The following is a 16,786-nucleotide window of genomic DNA, read 5'->3' on the forward strand; positions in this document are numbered from 1 at the left end:
CCTCCGTCCCCTTCGACTGCCACCAACGCCGGTCGACGCCGTCCACCGGTGTCGACCGCTGCCGGACACCCGTCGTAAGTCCCTAAAGTGCGTTCGGCAATGCCGAACACTACCGGTCCATGTCGACCTCTCGCTAATGCTCGGACGTCACCTGTTACATCGCACGTGGCCCGAGCGTGGCGCGAGAGTCACCCGAGTCCGCCTCGTGGACGCCGCTGCCCATCCAAGCCGACTCCCGGTTACTCTGGCGCCGTGCGGCATCCCCGCCCGCCGGGGAGACCGCATAGCCGACAGCCGTCGCATTCCAGGGAGCCCCTTCATGGCCTCGTTGCCCACGTCCCCGTCCGCCGACAGCCGGACCCGTGCGTCCGCGCTCCGAGACGCGCTCGCCACCCGTGTGGTGGTCGCCGACGGAGCCATGGGCACCATGCTCCAGGCCCAGGACCCGACACTCGACGACTTCCAGCAGCTCGAGGGCTGCAACGAGATCCTCAATCTCACCCGCCCCGACATCGTCCGCTCCGTCCACGAGGCGTACTACTCCGTGGGCGTCGACTGCGTCGAGACCAACACCTTCGGGGCCAACCACTCCGCGCTCGGCGAGTACGACATCCCCGACCGCGTGTACGAACTGTCCGAGGCCGGCGCCCGGGTGGCCCGCGAGGTCGCCGACGAGTTCACCGCGAAGGACGGCCGTCCCCGCTGGGTCCTCGGCTCCATCGGCCCCGGCACCAAACTGCCCACCCTCGGTCACGCTCCCTACACCACCCTGCGCGACGCCTATCAGCGCAACGCCGAGGGTCTGGTCACCGGCGGTGCCGACGCGCTGCTCGTGGAGACCACCCAGGACCTGCTGCAGACCAAGGCGGCCGTCCTCGGTGCCCGCCGCGGCCTCGAAGCGCTCGGCCTGGACCTCCCAGTGATCGTTTCGGTGACCGTCGAGACCACCGGCACCATGCTGCTGGGCTCTGAGATCGGCGCCGCCCTCACCGCGCTCGAGCCGCTCGGCATCGACATGATCGGCCTGAACTGCGCCACCGGCCCGGCCGAGATGAGCGAGCACCTGCGCTACCTCGCCCGCAACGCCCGCATCCCGCTGTCCTGCATGCCCAACGCGGGCCTGCCGGTCCTCGGCAAGGACGGCGCCCACTACCCGCTGAGCGCGCCGGAGCTGGCCGACGCCCAGGAGACCTTCGTCCGCGAGTACGGCCTCTCGCTCGTCGGGGGCTGCTGCGGCACCACCCCGGAGCACCTGCGCCAGGTCGTGGAGCGCGTCCAGGGCCTCACCCCGACCGAGCGCGACCCGCGCCCCGAGCCCGGCGCGGCCTCCCTCTACCAGTCGGTCCCCTTCCGGCAGGACACCTCCTACCTGGCCATCGGCGAGCGCACCAACGCCAACGGCTCCAAGAAGTTCCGCGAGGCCATGCTGGAGGGCCGCTGGGACGACTGTGTGGAGATGGCGCGGGAGCAGATCCGCGAGGGCGCGCACCTGCTCGACCTGTGCGTGGACTACGTCGGCCGCGACGGCGTGGCGGACATGGAGGAACTGGCCGGCCGCTTCGCCACCGCCTCGACCCTGCCGATCGTCCTGGACTCCACCGAGGTCGACGTCATCCAGGCGGGCCTGGAGAAGCTCGGCGGCCGCGCGGTGATCAACTCGGTGAACTACGAGGACGGCGACGGGCCTGACTCCCGGTTCGCCAAGGTCACCAAGCTGGCCAAGGAGCACGGCGCCGCCCTGATCGCGCTGACCATCGACGAGGAGGGCCAGGCCCGCACCCCGGAGAAGAAGGTCGAGATCGCCGAACGGCTGATCGACGACCTGACCGGGAACTGGGGCATCCGCGAGGAGGACATCCTCATCGACACCCTGACCTTCACCATCTGCACCGGTCAGGAGGAGTCCCGCAAGGACGGCATCGCCACCATCGAGGCGATCCGCGAGCTGAAGAAGCGGCACCCGGCCGTGCAGACCACCCTCGGCCTGTCGAACATCTCCTTCGGCCTCAACCCGGCCGCCCGCATCCTGCTCAACTCCGTCTTCCTCGACGAGTGCGTCAAGGCGGGCCTGGACTCGGCGATCGTGCACGCCTCCAAGATCCTGCCGATCGCCCGGTTCAGCGAGGAAGAGGTCCGGACGGCCCTCGACCTGATCCACGACCGCCGCAGCGAGGGCTACGACCCCCTGCAGAAGCTGATGCAGCTCTTCGAGGGCGCCACGGCGAAGTCCCTGAAGGCCGGCAAGGCCGAGGAGCTGGCCGCGCTGCCGCTGGAGGAGCGCCTCAAGCGCCGGATCATCGACGGCGAGCGCAACGGCCTGGAGGCCGACCTGGGTGAGGCACTCCAGGACCGGCCCGCCCTCGACATCGTCAACGAAACCCTCCTGGACGGCATGAAGGTCGTCGGCGAGCTGTTCGGCTCCGGCCAGATGCAGCTGCCGTTCGTCCTCCAGTCCGCCGAGGTCATGAAGGCCGCCGTGGCCTACCTCGAGCCGCACATGGAGAAGTCGGACACCGAGGGCAAGGGCACGATCGTGCTGGCCACCGTGCGCGGCGACGTGCACGACATCGGCAAGAACCTGGTCGACATCATCCTGTCCAACAACGGCTACAACGTCGTCAACCTCGGCATCAAGCAGCCGGTCTCCGCGATCCTGGAGGCGGCCGAGGAGCACCGGGCCGACGTCATCGGCATGTCCGGGCTGCTGGTGAAGTCCACGGTGATCATGAAGGAGAACCTGGAGGAGCTGAACCAGCGCGGCCTCGCCGTCCGCTTCCCGGTCATCCTCGGCGGTGCCGCCCTGACCCGTGCCTACGTCGAGCAGGATCTGCACGAGATCTACGAGGGCGAGGTCCGCTACGCCCGCGACGCCTTCGAGGGCCTGCGCCTGATGGACGCCCTGATCGGCGTCAAGCGGGGCGTGCCGGGCGCGAAGCTGCCCGAGCTGAAGCAGCGCCGGGTCCGTACGACCGCCGCCGCCGAGGTCGAGGAGCGCCCGCAGGAGGGCCACGTCCGCTCCGACGTCGCCACCGACAACCCGGTCCCGGCCCCGCCCTTCTGGGACACCCGCGTCATCAAGGGCATCCAGCTCAAGGAGTACGCGAGCTGGCTGGACGAGGGCGCGCTGTTCAAGGGCCAGTGGGGGCTCAAGCAGGCCCGCACCGGCGAGGGGCCGACCTACGAGGAACTGGTCGAGACCGAGGGCCGTCCCCGGCTGCGCGGTCTGCTCGACCGGCTCCAGACCGAGAACCTCCTCGAAGCGGCCGTCGTCTACGGCTACTTTCCCTGCGTGTCCAAGGACGACGACCTGATCATCCTGGACGAGCAGGGCAACGAGCGCACCCGCTTCACCTTCCCGCGCCAGCGCCGCGGCCGCCGCCTGTGTCTGGCCGACTTCTTCCGCCCGGAGGAGTCGGGGGAGACGGACGTGGTCGGCTTCCAGGTCGTCACCGTCGGCTCACGCATCGGCGAGGAGACCGCCAAGCTCTTCGAGGCCAACGCCTACCGTGACTACCTCGAACTGCACGGCCTGTCCGTCCAGTTGGCCGAGGCGCTCGCCGAGTACTGGCACGCCCGCGTGCGCGCCGAGCTCGGCTTCGCCGGCGAGGACCCGGCCGACGTCGAGGACATGTTCGCCCTCAAGTACCGGGGGGCCCGTTTCTCCCTGGGCTACGGCGCCTGCCCCGACCTGGAGGACCGCGCCAAGATCGCCGAACTGCTCGGGCCAGAGCGGATCGGCGTCCACCTGTCCGAGGAGTTCCAGTTGCACCCCGAGCAGTCCACGGACGCCATCGTGATCCACCACCCGGAGGCGAAGTACTTCAACGCCCGCTGAGCCCTCCGGGGGCTCGGCGCACAAACCCGGGCATGCCGGAGGACCTCCTGGCCCGCGCTGGGGGTGTTTCAGGGATACCCCCGGCGTCCGAGTGATAAACGAGGCGCTTCGGGCGCCGGAGTCGTACACTGGTCGGTCCATTGCAGGCCGGTTCCCCGTGCGGGAACCGGCCTGATCGTCCCTCAAGGAGGTGTGCCCGGATGACCAGTACGGTCCCCGCGCCAGGAAGCCTTCCCCAAGCTCTCGACTCCGCTCGAGCAGGGGAGGCCCCCAAGGTCGGAGGCTCCGCCCTGCAGGCGGTGCTCCTCGACATGGACGGCACCCTGGTGGACACCGAGGGCTTCTGGTGGGACGTCGAGGTCGAGGTCTTCGCACGCCTCGGACACACCCTGGACGAGTCCTGGCGGCACGTCGTGGTCGGCGGCCCCATGACCCGGAGCGCCGGCTTCCTCATCGAGGCCACCGGCGCCGACATCACACTCGCCGAACTCGCGGTGCTGCTCAACGACGGCTTCGAGGACCGTATCGGCCAGGCCCTGCCGCTGATGCCCGGCGCCGCCCGGCTGCTCGCGGAACTCCACGAGCACGCCATCCCCACCGCCCTGGTCTCCGCCTCCCACCGGCGCATCATCGACCGCGTGCTGACCGTGCTGGGCCCGCACCACTTCGACCTGTCCGTGGCCGGTGACGAGGTCTCACGCACCAAGCCCTTCCCGGACCCGTATCTGCTGGCGGCCGCCAAGCTCGGCGCGCACCCGGCCAGATGCGCCGTCGTCGAGGACACCGCGACCGGTGTCGCCGCCGCCGAGGCCGCGGGCTGCCGGGTGGTCGCCGTACCCTCCCTGGCACCCATCACCCCGGCCGACGGGCGCACCGTGGTCACGTCTCTGGAAGAGGTCGACCTGGCATTTCTGCGCGGTGTGATGACGGAAATGCGCTAGCCGTTCACTGGGGGTACCCCCTGCTCGAAGAGCTCGGGGGAGTGCAAAGTCCATTGGCCGGGTTGGACATATTTCCGGGGAAGTACACCCACGTGGAATTCCGGGCCGGTCATCCGACCGTAACTCCACTGACCCGCCGCACAGTTGGAGTGTGACGTTTCCCACGCCCATGGGTCTGGACAACGTTGGCCAACTGTGCTGGCAGGTGCTGTTCGGCTGCGCTCGCCGGGTCTATGTGTCCCGATTGGTGGGAAGCTGCACTAATCCTACCGCTGTCGGGTTTTCGGTGTGTCCGCGCCTGGTTCCCCTGCGTGATGGCGGGTCAACTCACGCGGCCGCGAACCCTCCTGCGGGCGCGGACTAATCTCATCGCGAGAACATCGCCGCAACCCCCGTGATCCGCCGCACCACCCATGCATGCCGGATACACGGACACGAACAGCTCTGGAGAAACCCCCGCATGAACCGCAAGACTCTGGTGCTGCCGGCGGTGGCCGGCCTGCTCACCCCGGTTCTCGCCGCGTGCGGCGGATCCGACGGCGGGAGCACGGGCGGCGACGCCATCGTCGTCGGCACCACGGACCGGTTCACCGCCACCACCGACGCCCCGGCGCCCCTCGACCCGGCCTACGCCTACGACGTCGGCACCTGGAACATCCTGCGCCAGAGCGTGCAGACCCTGATGGCCCAGCCCAAGGGCGAGGGCGACCCCGCCCCGGACGCCGCCGAGAGCTGCACCTTCACCGACAGCGGCAGCGAGCGCTACGCCTGCAAGCTGCGTGAGGGCCTGAAGTTCGCGAGCGGCGACCCGGTGACCGCCGGGGACGTCAAGTACTCCATCGAGCGTGCGCTGCGCATCGACGCCGACAGCGGTGTCTCCGCCCTGCTGAACACCATCGACACCATCGAGACGCAGGGCGACCGCGAGGTCATCTTCCACCTGAAGACGGCCGACGCCACCTTCCCGTACAAGCTGTCCACCCCGGTGGCGGGCATCATCAACCCGAAGGACTACCAGAAGGACAAGCTGCGCGACGGCTTCGAGGTGGACGGCTCCGGCCCCTACACCTTCCAGGCCGACGTCAAGGACAACGCGATCGTCAGCGCCACCTTCACGAAGAACCCCTCGTACAAGGGCAGCGTGACGGTGAACAACGACAAGGTCGAGCTGCGCGCCTACGACGACGCGGACGCCATGGGCATCGCGGTCGACAAGGGTGACATCGACGTCATGACCCGCACCATGTCGCCCGCGCAGATCCAGAAGCTGGACGCCGGCTCCGGCAGCAAGGTCGACCTGGTCGACATGCCGGGCCTGGAGATCCGCTACCTGGCCTTCAACACCGACGCGTCCACCGTGAAGTCCAAGGCGGTACGCCAGGCCATGGCCCAGGTCGTCGACCGCGGCGAACTGGTCTCCAAGGTCTACGGCACCCAGGCCGAGCCGCTGTACTCGCTGGTCCCGGCGACCGTGACCGGCCACTCCAACTCGTTCTTCAACAAGTACGGCAACCCCAGTGTCGAGAAGGCCAAGAGCCTGCTCGCCAAGGCCGGCGTCACCACCCCGGTGAAGCTGACCCTGCACTACACCACCGACCACTACGGCTCGGCCACCAAGCAGGAGTTCGAGATCCTGCAGAAGCAGCTCAACGGCAGCGGCCTGTTCGACGTCTCCATCCAGGGCCACCCCTGGGAGACCTTCCGCCCCGCCGAGCGGAAGGGCCGGTACGACGTCTACGGCATGGGCTGGTTCCCCGACTTCGCGGACGCCGACAACTTCCTCGCGCCCTTCCTCGACAAGGACAACTTCCTCGGCTCGCCGTACTCCAACAGCACGATCCAGCACAACCTGATCCCGCAGTCCCGCCGCGAGGCCGACCGGCTCGGCGCCGCCAACAGCCTGACCGAGATCCAGGACACCGTCGCCGAGGACGTCCCCGTCCTGCCGCTGTGGCAGGGCAAGCAGTACATCGCCGCACGCGACGACATCACGGGCGTCGCCTACGCTCTCAACTCCTCCTCGACGCTCCAGCTGTGGGAGCTCGGCCGCGGTGTGAGCGGCTGACGGCTCTCCTCAACCCGGGGGCCAGGGACGGCTGCCCCGGGTACCCGGGGTCAGGACCACGGCCCCGGGTTGACGAACCGACGACAAGGCACATTTCAAGTGAACATGCGCAACCAGTGGCCAGTCCTGCCCATCGTGGCGGGTCTGGCCTCCGGCCTGTTGACCGGCTGCGGCTCGGAGACCGGTGATTCCGGGGGTACCGGCTCCTCCGTCGTGATGGGGATGTCCGACGACGTCCTCGCCACGGACCCGTCATCCGGCTATGACCCCGGTTCCTGGCTGTTGTTCAACAACGTCTTCCAGTCGCTGCTCAGCTTCCCCAAGGGAGCGACCGAACCCCAGCCCGAACTGGCGAAGCAGTGCGCCTTCACCGACACCCGCGCCATGGTCTACAAGTGCGAGCTGAGGGACGGCCTGAAGTTCAGCAACGGTGACGCCCTCACCTCCGAGGACGTGAAGTTCTCCTTCGAGCGCATGATGAAGATCGACGACCCCGCCGGTCCCGCCATCATCTTCCCGATGCTCGGCTCGGTCGGGACACCGGACGCCAAGACGGTCGTCTTCCATCTGAAGGTCCCCGACGCCACCTTCCCCAGCAAGATCGCCTCCGGCGCCGGCTCGATCGTGGACCACCGCGAGTACGACGCCGACGGTCTGCGCACCGACCACAAGGCCGTCGGCTCCGGCCCCTACAAGCTGGACTCCTTCGACAAGGACCAGGCGGTCTTCTCCGTCAACGACAACTACAAGGGCACCGCCAAGGTCAGCAACTCCGGCGTCACCCTCAAGTTCTTCCACGGTGACCGCACCGCCCTGAAGCAGTCCCTCCTCGACGGCGGCATCGACATCGCCTACCGAGGCCTGACCGCGACGGACATCGCCGACCTCGACCAGCAGGACGACAGCAAGGGCGTCGACGTCATCGAGGGCGGCAGCGCCGAGGTCCAGCACCTGGTCTTCAACATGAAGGACCCGGTCGCCGGCAAGCTCGGCGTCCGCAAGGCCATGGCCTACCTCATCGACCGCGACGCCCTGATCAAGGACATCTACCAGGGCACCGCCGCCCCGTTGTACTCGATCGTCCCGGCGGGCATAGCGGGCCACAACACCGCCTTCTTCGACACCTACGGCGCCCGCCCCTCCCGTGCCAAGGCCGCCGCCGCGCTGCGCGCCGACGGCATCACCGGCAAGGTCAAGCTCACCCTGTGGTCCACGCCGTCCCGCTACGGTCCCGCCACCGACGAGGAGCTGAAGGCCATCGCCGGCCAGCTCAACGCCAGCGGACTGTTCGACGCCGACGTGCAGTCGGTCGCCTTCGACCAGTACGAGAAGGACATCGCCAAGGGCCGGTACGGCGTCTACGTCAAGGGCTGGGTGCCCGACTACCCGGATGCCGACAACTTCACGGCACCCTTCTTCGGCAAGGGCAACGTGCTGGGCAACAACTACAGCAACAGCACCATCACCGGCTCCCTCATCCCCAACACGGCCGCGCAGAGTGACCGTGGCGCGACCGACAAGGAGTTCGGCAGGCTGCAGGACATCGTCGCGGCCGAGCTGCCCGTCCTGCCGGTCTGGCAGGCCAAGCAGTACGCGGTGGTCCGCGACGGCGTCTACGGCCTGGAGTACTGCCTGGACGCCTCGACGGTGTTCCGGTTCTGGGAACTCAGCAAGAGCTGACGCCGGTCACGGCGAAGGGCGCCCCTCCATGCGCGAGGGGCGCCCTTCGCCTCATACGGTCTACTGCGCGCCGGGACGCACCAAGCCGCTCTCGTACGCGTACACGGCGGCCTGCACGCGGTCCCTGAGACCCAGCTTGGTGAGGACATGCCCCACGTGGGTCTTCACCGTCGTCTCGCTGACGAACAGGTCGGCCGCGATCTCGGCGTTGGACAGCCCGCGCGCCACCAGTTTCAGCACCTCCACCTCACGGTCGGTGAGGGTGTGCAGGGTGTCCGGCACCGGGTCCTCGCCGGAGGGCAGGTGCGTGGCGTACTTGTCCAGCAGGCGGCGGGTGATGCTCGGCGCCAGCATGGCCTCGCCGGCCGCGACGACCCGGATCGCCTGCACCAGCTCGTTGGCGGGCGCGTCCTTCAGCAGGAAGCCGCTGGCACCGGCCCGCAGCGCCTCGACCACGTACTCGTCCAGATCGAACGTGGTCAGCACGAGCACCTTGGCCGGACCGTCCCGCCCGGGACCGGTGATCTGCCGGGTGGCTTCGACCCCGTCCATCCGGGGCATCCGGATGTCCATCAGCACGACGTCCGGCTGCAGGGCCCGTACCTGGTCGAGGGCCTGCAGACCGTCACCGGCCTCGCCGACGACCGCGATGTCCTGCTCGGCCTCCAGGATCATCCGGAATCCGGTACGCAGCAGCGGCTGGTCGTCGACCAGTAGGACGCGGATGGCCACGTGACACTCCTTCGCTAGTCCGGCCCCATTCTGCCCTGCGCGTGTTTTCCGCTGTGCCTCCGGGGCGCTCCAGCGGTGCCGGCTCACACCCCGCCGGGCCCGGGGACCCTGACGGGCAGCGGATAGGGCGGGGGAGTGCCGCCGAACTCGGGGCAGTGCGCCTGGTGGTCGCACCAGCCGCACAGCTTGGTCGGCCGGGGCCGCCAGACCCCCGTCTCCGTGGCCTGTCCGATGGCCTCCCACAGTGCGTGCAACTTGCGCTCCACCCGCTCCAGGTCGGCGAGGGCCGGGTCGTACGTCAGCACGTCCCCGCTGCCGAGATAGACCAGCTGGAGCCGGCGCGGAATCACCCGCTTCAGCCGCCACACGACGAGGGCGTAGAACTTCATCTGGAACAGGGCGCCCTCGGCGTACTCGGGCCGCGGCGCCTTCCCCGTCTTGTAGTCGACGATCCGCACCTCGCCGGTCGGCGCCACGTCCACCCGGTCGATGATCCCGCGCAGCCGCAGCCCCGACTCCAGCTCGGCCTCGACGAACAGCTCCCGCTCGGCCGGCTCCAGCCGCGTGGGGTCTTCCAGCGTGAACCAGCGCTCCACCAGCCGCTCGGCCTCGTCGAGCCAGCGGGCCAGCCGCTCGCCGTCCGGATCCTCGGCGAACAGCTCGGTCACCTCGGGCCGGCTCTCCCGCAGCCGGTCCCACTGCCCCGGGATCAGCGCCTTGGCCCGCGGCGCGGTCCGCTCCCCGGCCGGTGCGTCGAACAGCCGCTCCAGCACCGCGTGCACCAGCGTCCCCCGGGTCGCGGCCTCGCTCGGCTTCTCCGGCAGCCGGTCGATCACCCGGAACCGGTACAGCAACGGACACTGCATGAAGTCGCTGGCCCGGGAGGGAGACAACGAGGTGGGCGGAACCGCGGCCCGCTCGGCGACGGCCCGTGGGCCCGCACCGACGGTGCCGCCGCCCGGCGCGGCCACCGCCACAGGGGCCGCGGCTTCGGCCGTCCCGTCCCGCTCCGTGTCCGTGGCCGTACCGGCCGTCCCGTCCGGGCCCGTGCCCGTGGCCGTACCGGCCGTCCCGTCCGGGCCCGTGTCCGTGGCCGTACCGGCCGTCCCGCCCGAGGCCCCCCCGGCAGCGGGTCCCGCCGCGTCCGCCGGCGTCCCGGCTCCCGGCCCGGCGGCCGGCTCCCGTTCCGTCACCGCAGCCATCGGAGGGCTCGCCACGGACGCCGGGTCCGACACGGTCGTCGGCTGTGACGGGTCGGCCGGGTGCGTCCGCTCGGCTGCGCCCGGCGGGGCTCCCGCCTCCTCGATGCTGCTGTCCATGCCCACAGACCTTACGGCCCACCACTGACAGTGACCCAGGCACCGCCCGCGTGACCCGTGCGCGCGCGGGGCAAACACAAGGGGTGCCGAGGCGAAACGTGCCACCACGGCCGCATACCATCGACCAGAGACCTTCCGCCCGGCAGGCGCGGAAGACGCTTCGAACGAGGGGACACCGTGGACGTGAGCGGCGGGAGCGGGCAGCCGCGGTCCGGCAACGACGAGCCGGCCGAGCACCCCGCAGGTCCTACGGCCCCGGCGACCGGCCCCACCGACCACCCCGGCCCCGAGCCCGACCGCCACGAGGAGCCGGCGGCCCCGCAGGACCGGCCGCACGCGGACCGGGACCCGGACGGCGACGGAGACAGCCGCGCGGGCACTCCCCGGCCCGAGCCCGGCACCACCGGGCCCACCGACACCCACGGCCCCGATGGCCGGGCCCCCGGCACAGCCCCCCACCCCGACCCCTCCGAACACCGTTCCCTCGCCCACTCCGGCATCGCCAAGGGCGAGCCGCCCCAGCCCCGGCCCAAGGAACCCGGCGGCGGCATCCTCATGGGCCGCCCCTTCGGCGTGCCGGTGTACGTGGCGCCGAGCTGGTTCCTCGTCGCCGCCCTGATCACCTGGGTCTTCGGCGGCCAGCTCGAGCGTGTACTGCCGGAGCTGGGGGCCGCCCGCTACCTGGTGTCCCTCTTCTTCGCGGTCGCCTTCTACGCCTCCGTCCTGGTCCACGAACTGGCCCACACGGTCGCCGCGATCCGTTTCAGGCTTCCGGTCCGCCGCATCCAGCTGCAGTTCTTCGGCGGTGTCTCCGAGATCGAGAAGGAGGCCGAGACCCCGGGCCGGGAGTTCCTCCTGGCCTTCGTCGGCCCCCTGCTCTCCCTTGTCCTCGCCGGCCTGTTCTACCTGGCCCTGAAGCCCGTCGAGCCCGGCACCGTGCCCGGCGTGCTGCTGGCCGGGCTGATGGCCTCCAACCTCATCGTTGCGATCTTCAACCTCCTGCCCGGTCTGCCCCTCGACGGCGGCCGCATGCTCCGCGCCGTCGTCTGGAAGATCACCGGCAAGCCGATGACCGGCACCGTCGCCGCCGCCTGGGTCGGCCGCGCCCTCGCCGTCTGCGTCCTGATCGGGCTGCCGCTGCTCAACCAGTCCGGCGCCCTCGGGGGCGGCGGCGAGGAAACGGGCGGCATGGACACCGTCACCGACGCCCTGCTCGCCGCCATCCTCGCGGCGATCATCTGGACCGGGGCCGGCAACAGCCTGCGCATGGCCCGGCTGCGCGAACACCTCCCCGAGCTGCGCGCCCGCACCCTCACCCGGCGGGCCGTACCCGTCGAGACCGACACCCCGCTCTCCGAGGCCCTGCGCCGCGCCAATGCCGCCGGTGCCCGCGCCCTGGTCGTCGTCGACGCCGACGGCCACCCGCTCTCCCTCGTCCGCGAGGCCGCCATCGTCGGCGTACCCGAACACCGCCGGCCCTGGGTGGCCGTCAGCGGTCTCGCCCAGGACCTGACCGACGGCATGCGCGTCTCCGCCGAGCTGGCGGGCGAGGAACTGCTGGACGCGCTGCGCGCCACCCCGGCCACCGAGTACCTGGTCGTCGAGGAGACCGGCGAGATCTACGGCGTGCTGTCCGCCGCGGACGTCGAGCGGGCCTTCGTCAAGGCCATGGCCAGGCCCACGCCGTAGTGGTCGGCGGCCCCGGCAACTGCCGGTAGTCTGTTCACATGTCCGAACCGACCGGTGCCGCCCGCAGGCGCGGGCCCTTCAAGGTCGGGGACCAGGTACAGCTGACCGACCCCAAGGGCCGCCACTACACGTTCACGCTCGAAGCCGGGAAGAACTTCCACACCCACAAGGGCTCCTTCCCGCACGACGAACTGATCGGTGCTCCCGAGGGCAGCGTTGTCCGCACCACCGGCAACGTGGCCTACCTCGCGCTGCGCCCCCTGCTCCCCGACTACGTCCTGTCCATGCCCCGCGGGGCAGCCGTCGTCTACCCCAAGGACGCGGGGCAGATCCTGGCCTTCGCCGACATCTTCCCCGGCGCACGCGTCGTGGAGGCCGGCGTCGGCTCCGGCTCGCTCAGCAGCTTCCTGCTGCGGGCCATCGGCGACCAGGGCATGCTGCACTCCTACGAGCGCCGCGAGGACTTCGCCGAGATCGCGAAGCAGAACGTGGAGCGCTACTTCGGCGGCCCGCACCCCGCCTGGCAGCTCACCGTCGGCGACCTCCAGGACAACCTGTCCGACACCGACGTCGACCGCGTCATCCTCGACATGCTCGCCCCCTGGGAGTGCCTGGAGGCCGTCTCCAAGGCCCTCGTCCCGGGCGGCATCCTGTGCTGCTACGTGGCCACCACCACCCAGCTCGCCCGGACCGTGGAGTCCATCCGGGAGATCGGCTGCTTCAACGAGCCGACGGCCTGGGAGTCCATGATCCGCAACTGGCACATCGAGGGGCTGGCCGTCCGCCCCGACCACCGGATGATCGGCCACACCGGCTTCCTGCTCACCGCCCGCCGCCTCGCGGACGGCGTCGAGCCGCCCATGCGCCGTCGCCGTCCCGCCAAGGGCGCCTACGGCGAGGACTACGCCGGACCCAACGCCGACGGCGGCGCCGGCCGCTGACCGGCCACGCACGCATACAACGCATCGGCGCCGTGGCCGAGTTCCCGACCGACTGACGGAACTCGGCCACGGCGCCCGTCCGTTGGCAGGGCACCAGGATTCCCACGACCCCTGGGCCCCGCGCGCGGGCGTGCCGACTGCGGGAATTCCGGACCCCGCCGTTCCCCCGCACTGTGACGTGTGGCACCATGCTGGCCACCCACCGGCACAGCCCTCACAGGAGACACTCCTAGTGCAGCAATCCGCCGTTCCGGAACTCGCCCACGCCCAGACCCGGCCCATCCACTGGGTCGCCACCGCCACCGCCGTCGCGGGCGTCGTGGCCCTCTCCTGCGTCGTCCAGCCCGGGTCGGCCACGGCCGCCCAGTCCGCCACCGGCACACAGACCGAGTCCGTCCCCGCTGCCGTCGCTCCGCCCGGCACGACCGGCGTGGACTTCCCGCTGGAATGCGGTCCGGTGAAGGCGGTGGTCGTGAAGAAGGCCACCGGCGACCTGGACGGCGACGGCAGGCCGGAGACCGTCGCGGTGGTGCACTGCGACGCCGCCATGGGCACCCCGCCGGACGGGGTCTACGTCCTCACCCGCTCCGCGGACGGTGCCAAGCCCCGCGTGGTCGCCACCCTCGTGGACCCCAAGGACCGGCTCACCGTCACCGACTTCGCCCTCCGCACGCGTGCCATCACCGCCACCCTGCTCGGCTACTCCTCGGACGCCGTGCCCAGTTGCTGCCCCGACACGAAGACCCCGGCCAAGTGGCAGTGGAACGGCAGCGCCTTCGTCCGCTCCACACCGGCCGGGGCCCACAGCGTCTGAACCGGACTCATTCCGCGTCGGGCCCGTAGACCTCGACCCTGTCCGAAACCCGGCGCACATGGATGCACTCGCCGGGACACTCCTTCGCCGAGTCCACCACGTCCGTGAGTAGCGGCAACGGCACCGGCGTCGTCGCCCCCGGGTCCTGGAGCAGCACGTCGTCCGCGCCCTTCACATAGGCCAGCCCGTCGATGTCCAGCTCGAACACCTCAGGGGCGTACTGGGCGCAGATCCCGTCGCCGGTACACAGGTCCTGGTCGATCCAGACCTCCAGCGCCTCGCCGCCCGGGGCCTCCTGCTGCACGGTCATCTCTCCTGCCGTCGGTTCGCCGGGCGGTCCCGGTGCCGCGAGGGCCAGCCGGGTCCGCTTCAGCGGCTGTTGAACACCCTCGACCCTACCTCCGCGGGGTTTCCGGTCGTGTTCCCCCGGTTCCGGGTTTCCATCCGGGTCCCCTCGGGTACGAGCGCCCGGGTCGGGAGAGGGGTACCCCGGCCCCGGGCCCGGCCACTTCAGGCCGGACAGGCGGTGACAGCTGCCGTCCGCGCCGTCGCTCTACGTGATGACCGTGCGAGCGCTCTGCGGGCTGCCCACGTACGGGCCGACCGGCTCGCAACGGACAACTCCGGCCAGTACGGAAGGGTTTTGACCACACCCCGCACGGAACAAGCTGCTTCCACATCACGTTGAGTGGGTATCCCCTCCGTGCGAGGGAGAGCGCACCGGGTGACCGACGACACACCTTGACAGTCTTTGTGATCTAGGGGTTTCAATCGACACCCACCCAGGTAGGGTCTGGAAGCGTCCAGCTCCCCTTGGAGGAGGTGAGGACCGTGGCAGCCCACGACGACGACATGAACCGCGGCATCCGCCCGGGACGAGGGTCCGACGACCCGGCCGGGCAGATTGCCTACCTTGAGCAGGAGATCGCCGTCCTGCGACGCAAGCTCGCCGACTCTCCGCGACACACGAGGATTCTCGAAGAGCGGATCGTCGAGCTGCAGACCAACCTGGCCGGCGTGTCCGCCCAGAACGAACGACTGGCCAACACCCTCCGCGAGGCCCGCGACCAGATCGTGGCCCTCAAGGAAGAGGTCGACCGGCTCGCTCAGCCGCCGGCCGGCTTCGGGGTCTTCCTGCAGGCGAACGAGGACGGCACCGCCGACATCTTCACCGGCGGCCGCAAGCTCCGGGTGAACGTCAGCCCGAGCGTCGAGCTGGAAGAGCTGCGGCGCGGCCAGGAAGTCATGCTCAACGAAGCGCTCAACGTGGTCGACGCCATGGAGTTCGAGCGTGTCGGCGACATCGTCACCCTCAAGGAGATCCTCGAGGACGGCGAGCGTGCCCTCGTGCTGGGGCACACCGACGAGGAACGGGTGGTACGGCTCGCCGAGCCGCTGCTGGACGTCACCATCCGCGCCGGCGACGCCCTCTTGCTCGAACCCCGCTCCGGCTACGTCTACGAGGTCGTACCCAAGAGCGAGGTCGAGGAGCTCGTCCTCGAAGAGGTCCCCGACATCGGTTACGAGCAGATCGGCGGCCTCGGCAACCAGATCGAGGCCATCCGCGACGCGGTCGAGCTGCCGTACCTCTACCCGGACCTGTTCAAGGAGCACGAGCTGCGCCCGCCCAAGGGCGTCCTGCTCTACGGCCCGCCCGGATGCGGCAAGACGCTCATCGCCAAGGCCGTCGCCAACTCGCTGGCCAAGAAGGTCGCCGAGGTCACCGGTCAGGCCGCCGGCAAGAGCTTCTTCCTGAACATCAAGGGTCCCGAGCTGCTCAACAAGTACGTCGGCGAGACCGAGCGGCAGATCCGCCTGGTCTTCCAGCGTGCACGTGAGAAGGCCAGCGAGGGCACCCCCGTGATCGTCTTCTTCGACGAGATGGAGTCCCTCTTCCGTACCCGCGGCTCCGGTGTCAGCTCGGACGTGGAGAACACCATCGTCCCGCAGCTGCTCGCCGAGATCGACGGCGTGGAAGGCCTGCAGAACGTGGTCGTGATCGGCGCCTCGAACCGTGAGGACATGATCGACCCCGCCATCCTGCGGCCCGGCCGGCTCGACGTGAAGATCAAGATCGAGCGCCCCGACGCCGAGGCGGCCAAGGACATCTTCGGCAAGTACCTCACCGAGCGTCTCCCGCTGCACGCCGACGACCTCGGTGAGCACGGCGGCGACAAGGCCACCACCGTCCAGAGCATGATCCAGACGGCCGTGGAGCACATGTACGCCGAATCCGAGGAGAACCGCTTCCTGGAGGTCACCTACGCCAACGGCGACAAGGAAGTCCTCTACTTCAAGGACTTCAACTCCGGCGCCATGATCGAGAACATCGTGGGCCGCGCCAAGAAGATGGCGATCAAGGACTTCCTGGAGAAGACCCAGAAGGGCCTCCGCGTCTCCCACCTCCTCCAGGCCTGCGTGGACGAGTTCAAGGAGAACGAGGACCTGCCCAACACCACCAACCCGGACGACTGGGCCCGCATCTCCGGAAAGAAGGGCGAGCGGATCGTGTACATCCGTACCCTCATCACCGGAAAGCAGGGCGCCGACACCGGACGCTCCATCGACACGGTGGCGAACACCGGTCAGTACCTGTAACGGCAGGGCGGCTGCGGGTGCCCTCAGCGGGTACCCGCAGCCCTCTGTTTTTCAGGCCACGACCGGAGCAGCCAATGACGCAAATGATCTCCCCACCAGCGCAAAGGCGTTCTAGGCTCGTTCCTGCCGCCGAGTCGCGCAGTGCGGGGACGGGCACCGCACATGCACCGAA

Annotated in this window: 11 protein-coding genes; 8 read left to right on the forward strand and 3 right to left on the reverse strand. The window is 69.9% G+C overall.

The window, feature by feature from the left end; all coding sequences use genetic code 11:
• Positions 1 to 319: 319 nt before the first annotated feature.
• From metH to ABZ079_RS11165, 4 genes are all read left to right on the forward strand, one after another.
• Positions 320 to 3,835 carry a methionine synthase gene (gene metH, locus ABZ079_RS11150; RefSeq protein ID WP_356939146.1) on the forward strand — a complete coding sequence of 1,172 codons (3,516 nt, stop codon included), beginning with the start codon at positions 320 to 322 and terminating at the stop codon, positions 3,833 to 3,835.
• 200 nt (positions 3,836 to 4,035) lie between these two features.
• Positions 4,036 to 4,776: an HAD family phosphatase gene (locus ABZ079_RS11155; RefSeq protein ID WP_356939147.1), complete on the forward strand. Its 741-nt coding sequence runs from the start codon at positions 4,036 to 4,038 to the stop codon at positions 4,774 to 4,776.
• A gap of 460 nt (positions 4,777 to 5,236) precedes the next feature.
• Positions 5,237 to 6,841, forward strand: a complete 1,605-nt coding sequence (locus ABZ079_RS11160; protein WP_356939148.1) for an ABC transporter substrate-binding protein — start codon at positions 5,237 to 5,239, stop codon at positions 6,839 to 6,841.
• Between the two features lie 99 nt (positions 6,842 to 6,940).
• On the forward strand, positions 6,941 to 8,521 hold the full coding sequence (locus tag ABZ079_RS11165) for an ABC transporter substrate-binding protein (protein WP_356939149.1): 1,581 nt from the start codon (positions 6,941 to 6,943) through the stop codon (positions 8,519 to 8,521).
• Positions 8,522 to 8,581: 60 nt separating this feature from the next.
• On the opposite strand, the gene ABZ079_RS11170 is transcribed toward ABZ079_RS11165, so the two are convergent.
• Together ABZ079_RS11170 and ABZ079_RS11175 are read right to left on the reverse strand one after the other, a co-directional pair.
• Positions 8,582 to 9,253, reverse strand: a complete 672-nt coding sequence (locus tag ABZ079_RS11170; protein WP_356939150.1) for a response regulator transcription factor — start codon at positions 9,251 to 9,253, stop codon at positions 8,582 to 8,584.
• A gap of 83 nt (positions 9,254 to 9,336) precedes the next feature.
• Positions 9,337 to 10,455, reverse strand: coding sequence for a RecB family exonuclease (locus tag ABZ079_RS11175; protein ID WP_356939406.1), 1,119 nt, complete (start codon positions 10,453 to 10,455; stop codon positions 9,337 to 9,339).
• A gap of 294 nt (positions 10,456 to 10,749) precedes the next feature.
• Here ABZ079_RS11175 and ABZ079_RS11180 point away from each other — a divergent pair, with 294 nt between their 5' ends.
• From ABZ079_RS11180 to ABZ079_RS11190, 3 genes are all read left to right on the forward strand, one after another.
• Positions 10,750 to 12,261, forward strand: a complete 1,512-nt coding sequence (locus tag ABZ079_RS11180) for a site-2 protease family protein (protein ID WP_356939151.1) — start codon at positions 10,750 to 10,752, stop codon at positions 12,259 to 12,261.
• A 38-nt stretch (positions 12,262 to 12,299) separates the two neighbouring features.
• Positions 12,300 to 13,202 (forward strand): tRNA (adenine-N1)-methyltransferase, encoded by a 903-nt coding sequence (locus tag ABZ079_RS11185; RefSeq protein WP_356939152.1) that lies wholly within the window; start codon positions 12,300 to 12,302, stop codon positions 13,200 to 13,202.
• 232 nt (positions 13,203 to 13,434) lie between these two features.
• Positions 13,435 to 14,016: a hypothetical protein gene (locus ABZ079_RS11190; protein ID WP_356939153.1), complete on the forward strand. Its 582-nt coding sequence runs from the start codon at positions 13,435 to 13,437 to the stop codon at positions 14,014 to 14,016.
• A gap of 7 nt (positions 14,017 to 14,023) precedes the next feature.
• Here the strand turns inward: ABZ079_RS11190 and ABZ079_RS11195 are convergent, their stop codons facing one another.
• Positions 14,024 to 14,326 carry a ferredoxin gene (locus tag ABZ079_RS11195; protein ID WP_356939154.1) on the reverse strand — a complete coding sequence of 101 codons (303 nt, stop codon included), beginning with the start codon at positions 14,324 to 14,326 and terminating at the stop codon, positions 14,024 to 14,026.
• A 521-nt stretch (positions 14,327 to 14,847) separates the two neighbouring features.
• Between ABZ079_RS11195 and arc the strand changes: the two genes are divergently transcribed.
• Positions 14,848 to 16,614, forward strand: a complete 1,767-nt coding sequence (gene arc / locus ABZ079_RS11200) for a proteasome ATPase (protein ID WP_356939155.1) — start codon at positions 14,848 to 14,850, stop codon at positions 16,612 to 16,614.
• The last annotated feature ends 172 nt before the right edge of the window (positions 16,615 to 16,786 follow it).

Origin of the sequence: Streptomyces sp. NPDC006314 (genome assembly GCF_040613075.1) — a bacterium.
In the GTDB taxonomy this organism is placed as follows: Bacteria; Actinomycetota; Actinomycetes; order Streptomycetales; family Streptomycetaceae; genus Streptomyces.

Bases quoted from the DNA above. Each gene is read 5' to 3' on its own strand.
- metH (WP_356939146.1), top strand. From the start codon at position 320: ATGGCCTCGTTGCCCACGTCCCCGTCCGCCGACAGCCGGACCCGTGCG.
- ABZ079_RS11155 (WP_356939147.1), top strand. From the start codon at position 4,036: ATGACCAGTACGGTCCCCGCGCCAGGAAGCCTTCCCCAAGCTCTCGAC.
- ABZ079_RS11160 (WP_356939148.1), top strand. From the start codon at position 5,237: ATGAACCGCAAGACTCTGGTGCTGCCGGCGGTGGCCGGCCTGCTCACC.
- ABZ079_RS11175 (WP_356939406.1), bottom strand. From the start codon at position 10,455: ATGGCTGCGGTGACGGAACGGGAGCCGGCCGCCGGGCCGGGAGCCGGG.
- ABZ079_RS11185 (WP_356939152.1), top strand. From the start codon at position 12,300: ATGTCCGAACCGACCGGTGCCGCCCGCAGGCGCGGGCCCTTCAAGGTC.
- ABZ079_RS11195 (WP_356939154.1), bottom strand. From the start codon at position 14,326: ATGACCGTGCAGCAGGAGGCCCCGGGCGGCGAGGCGCTGGAGGTCTGG.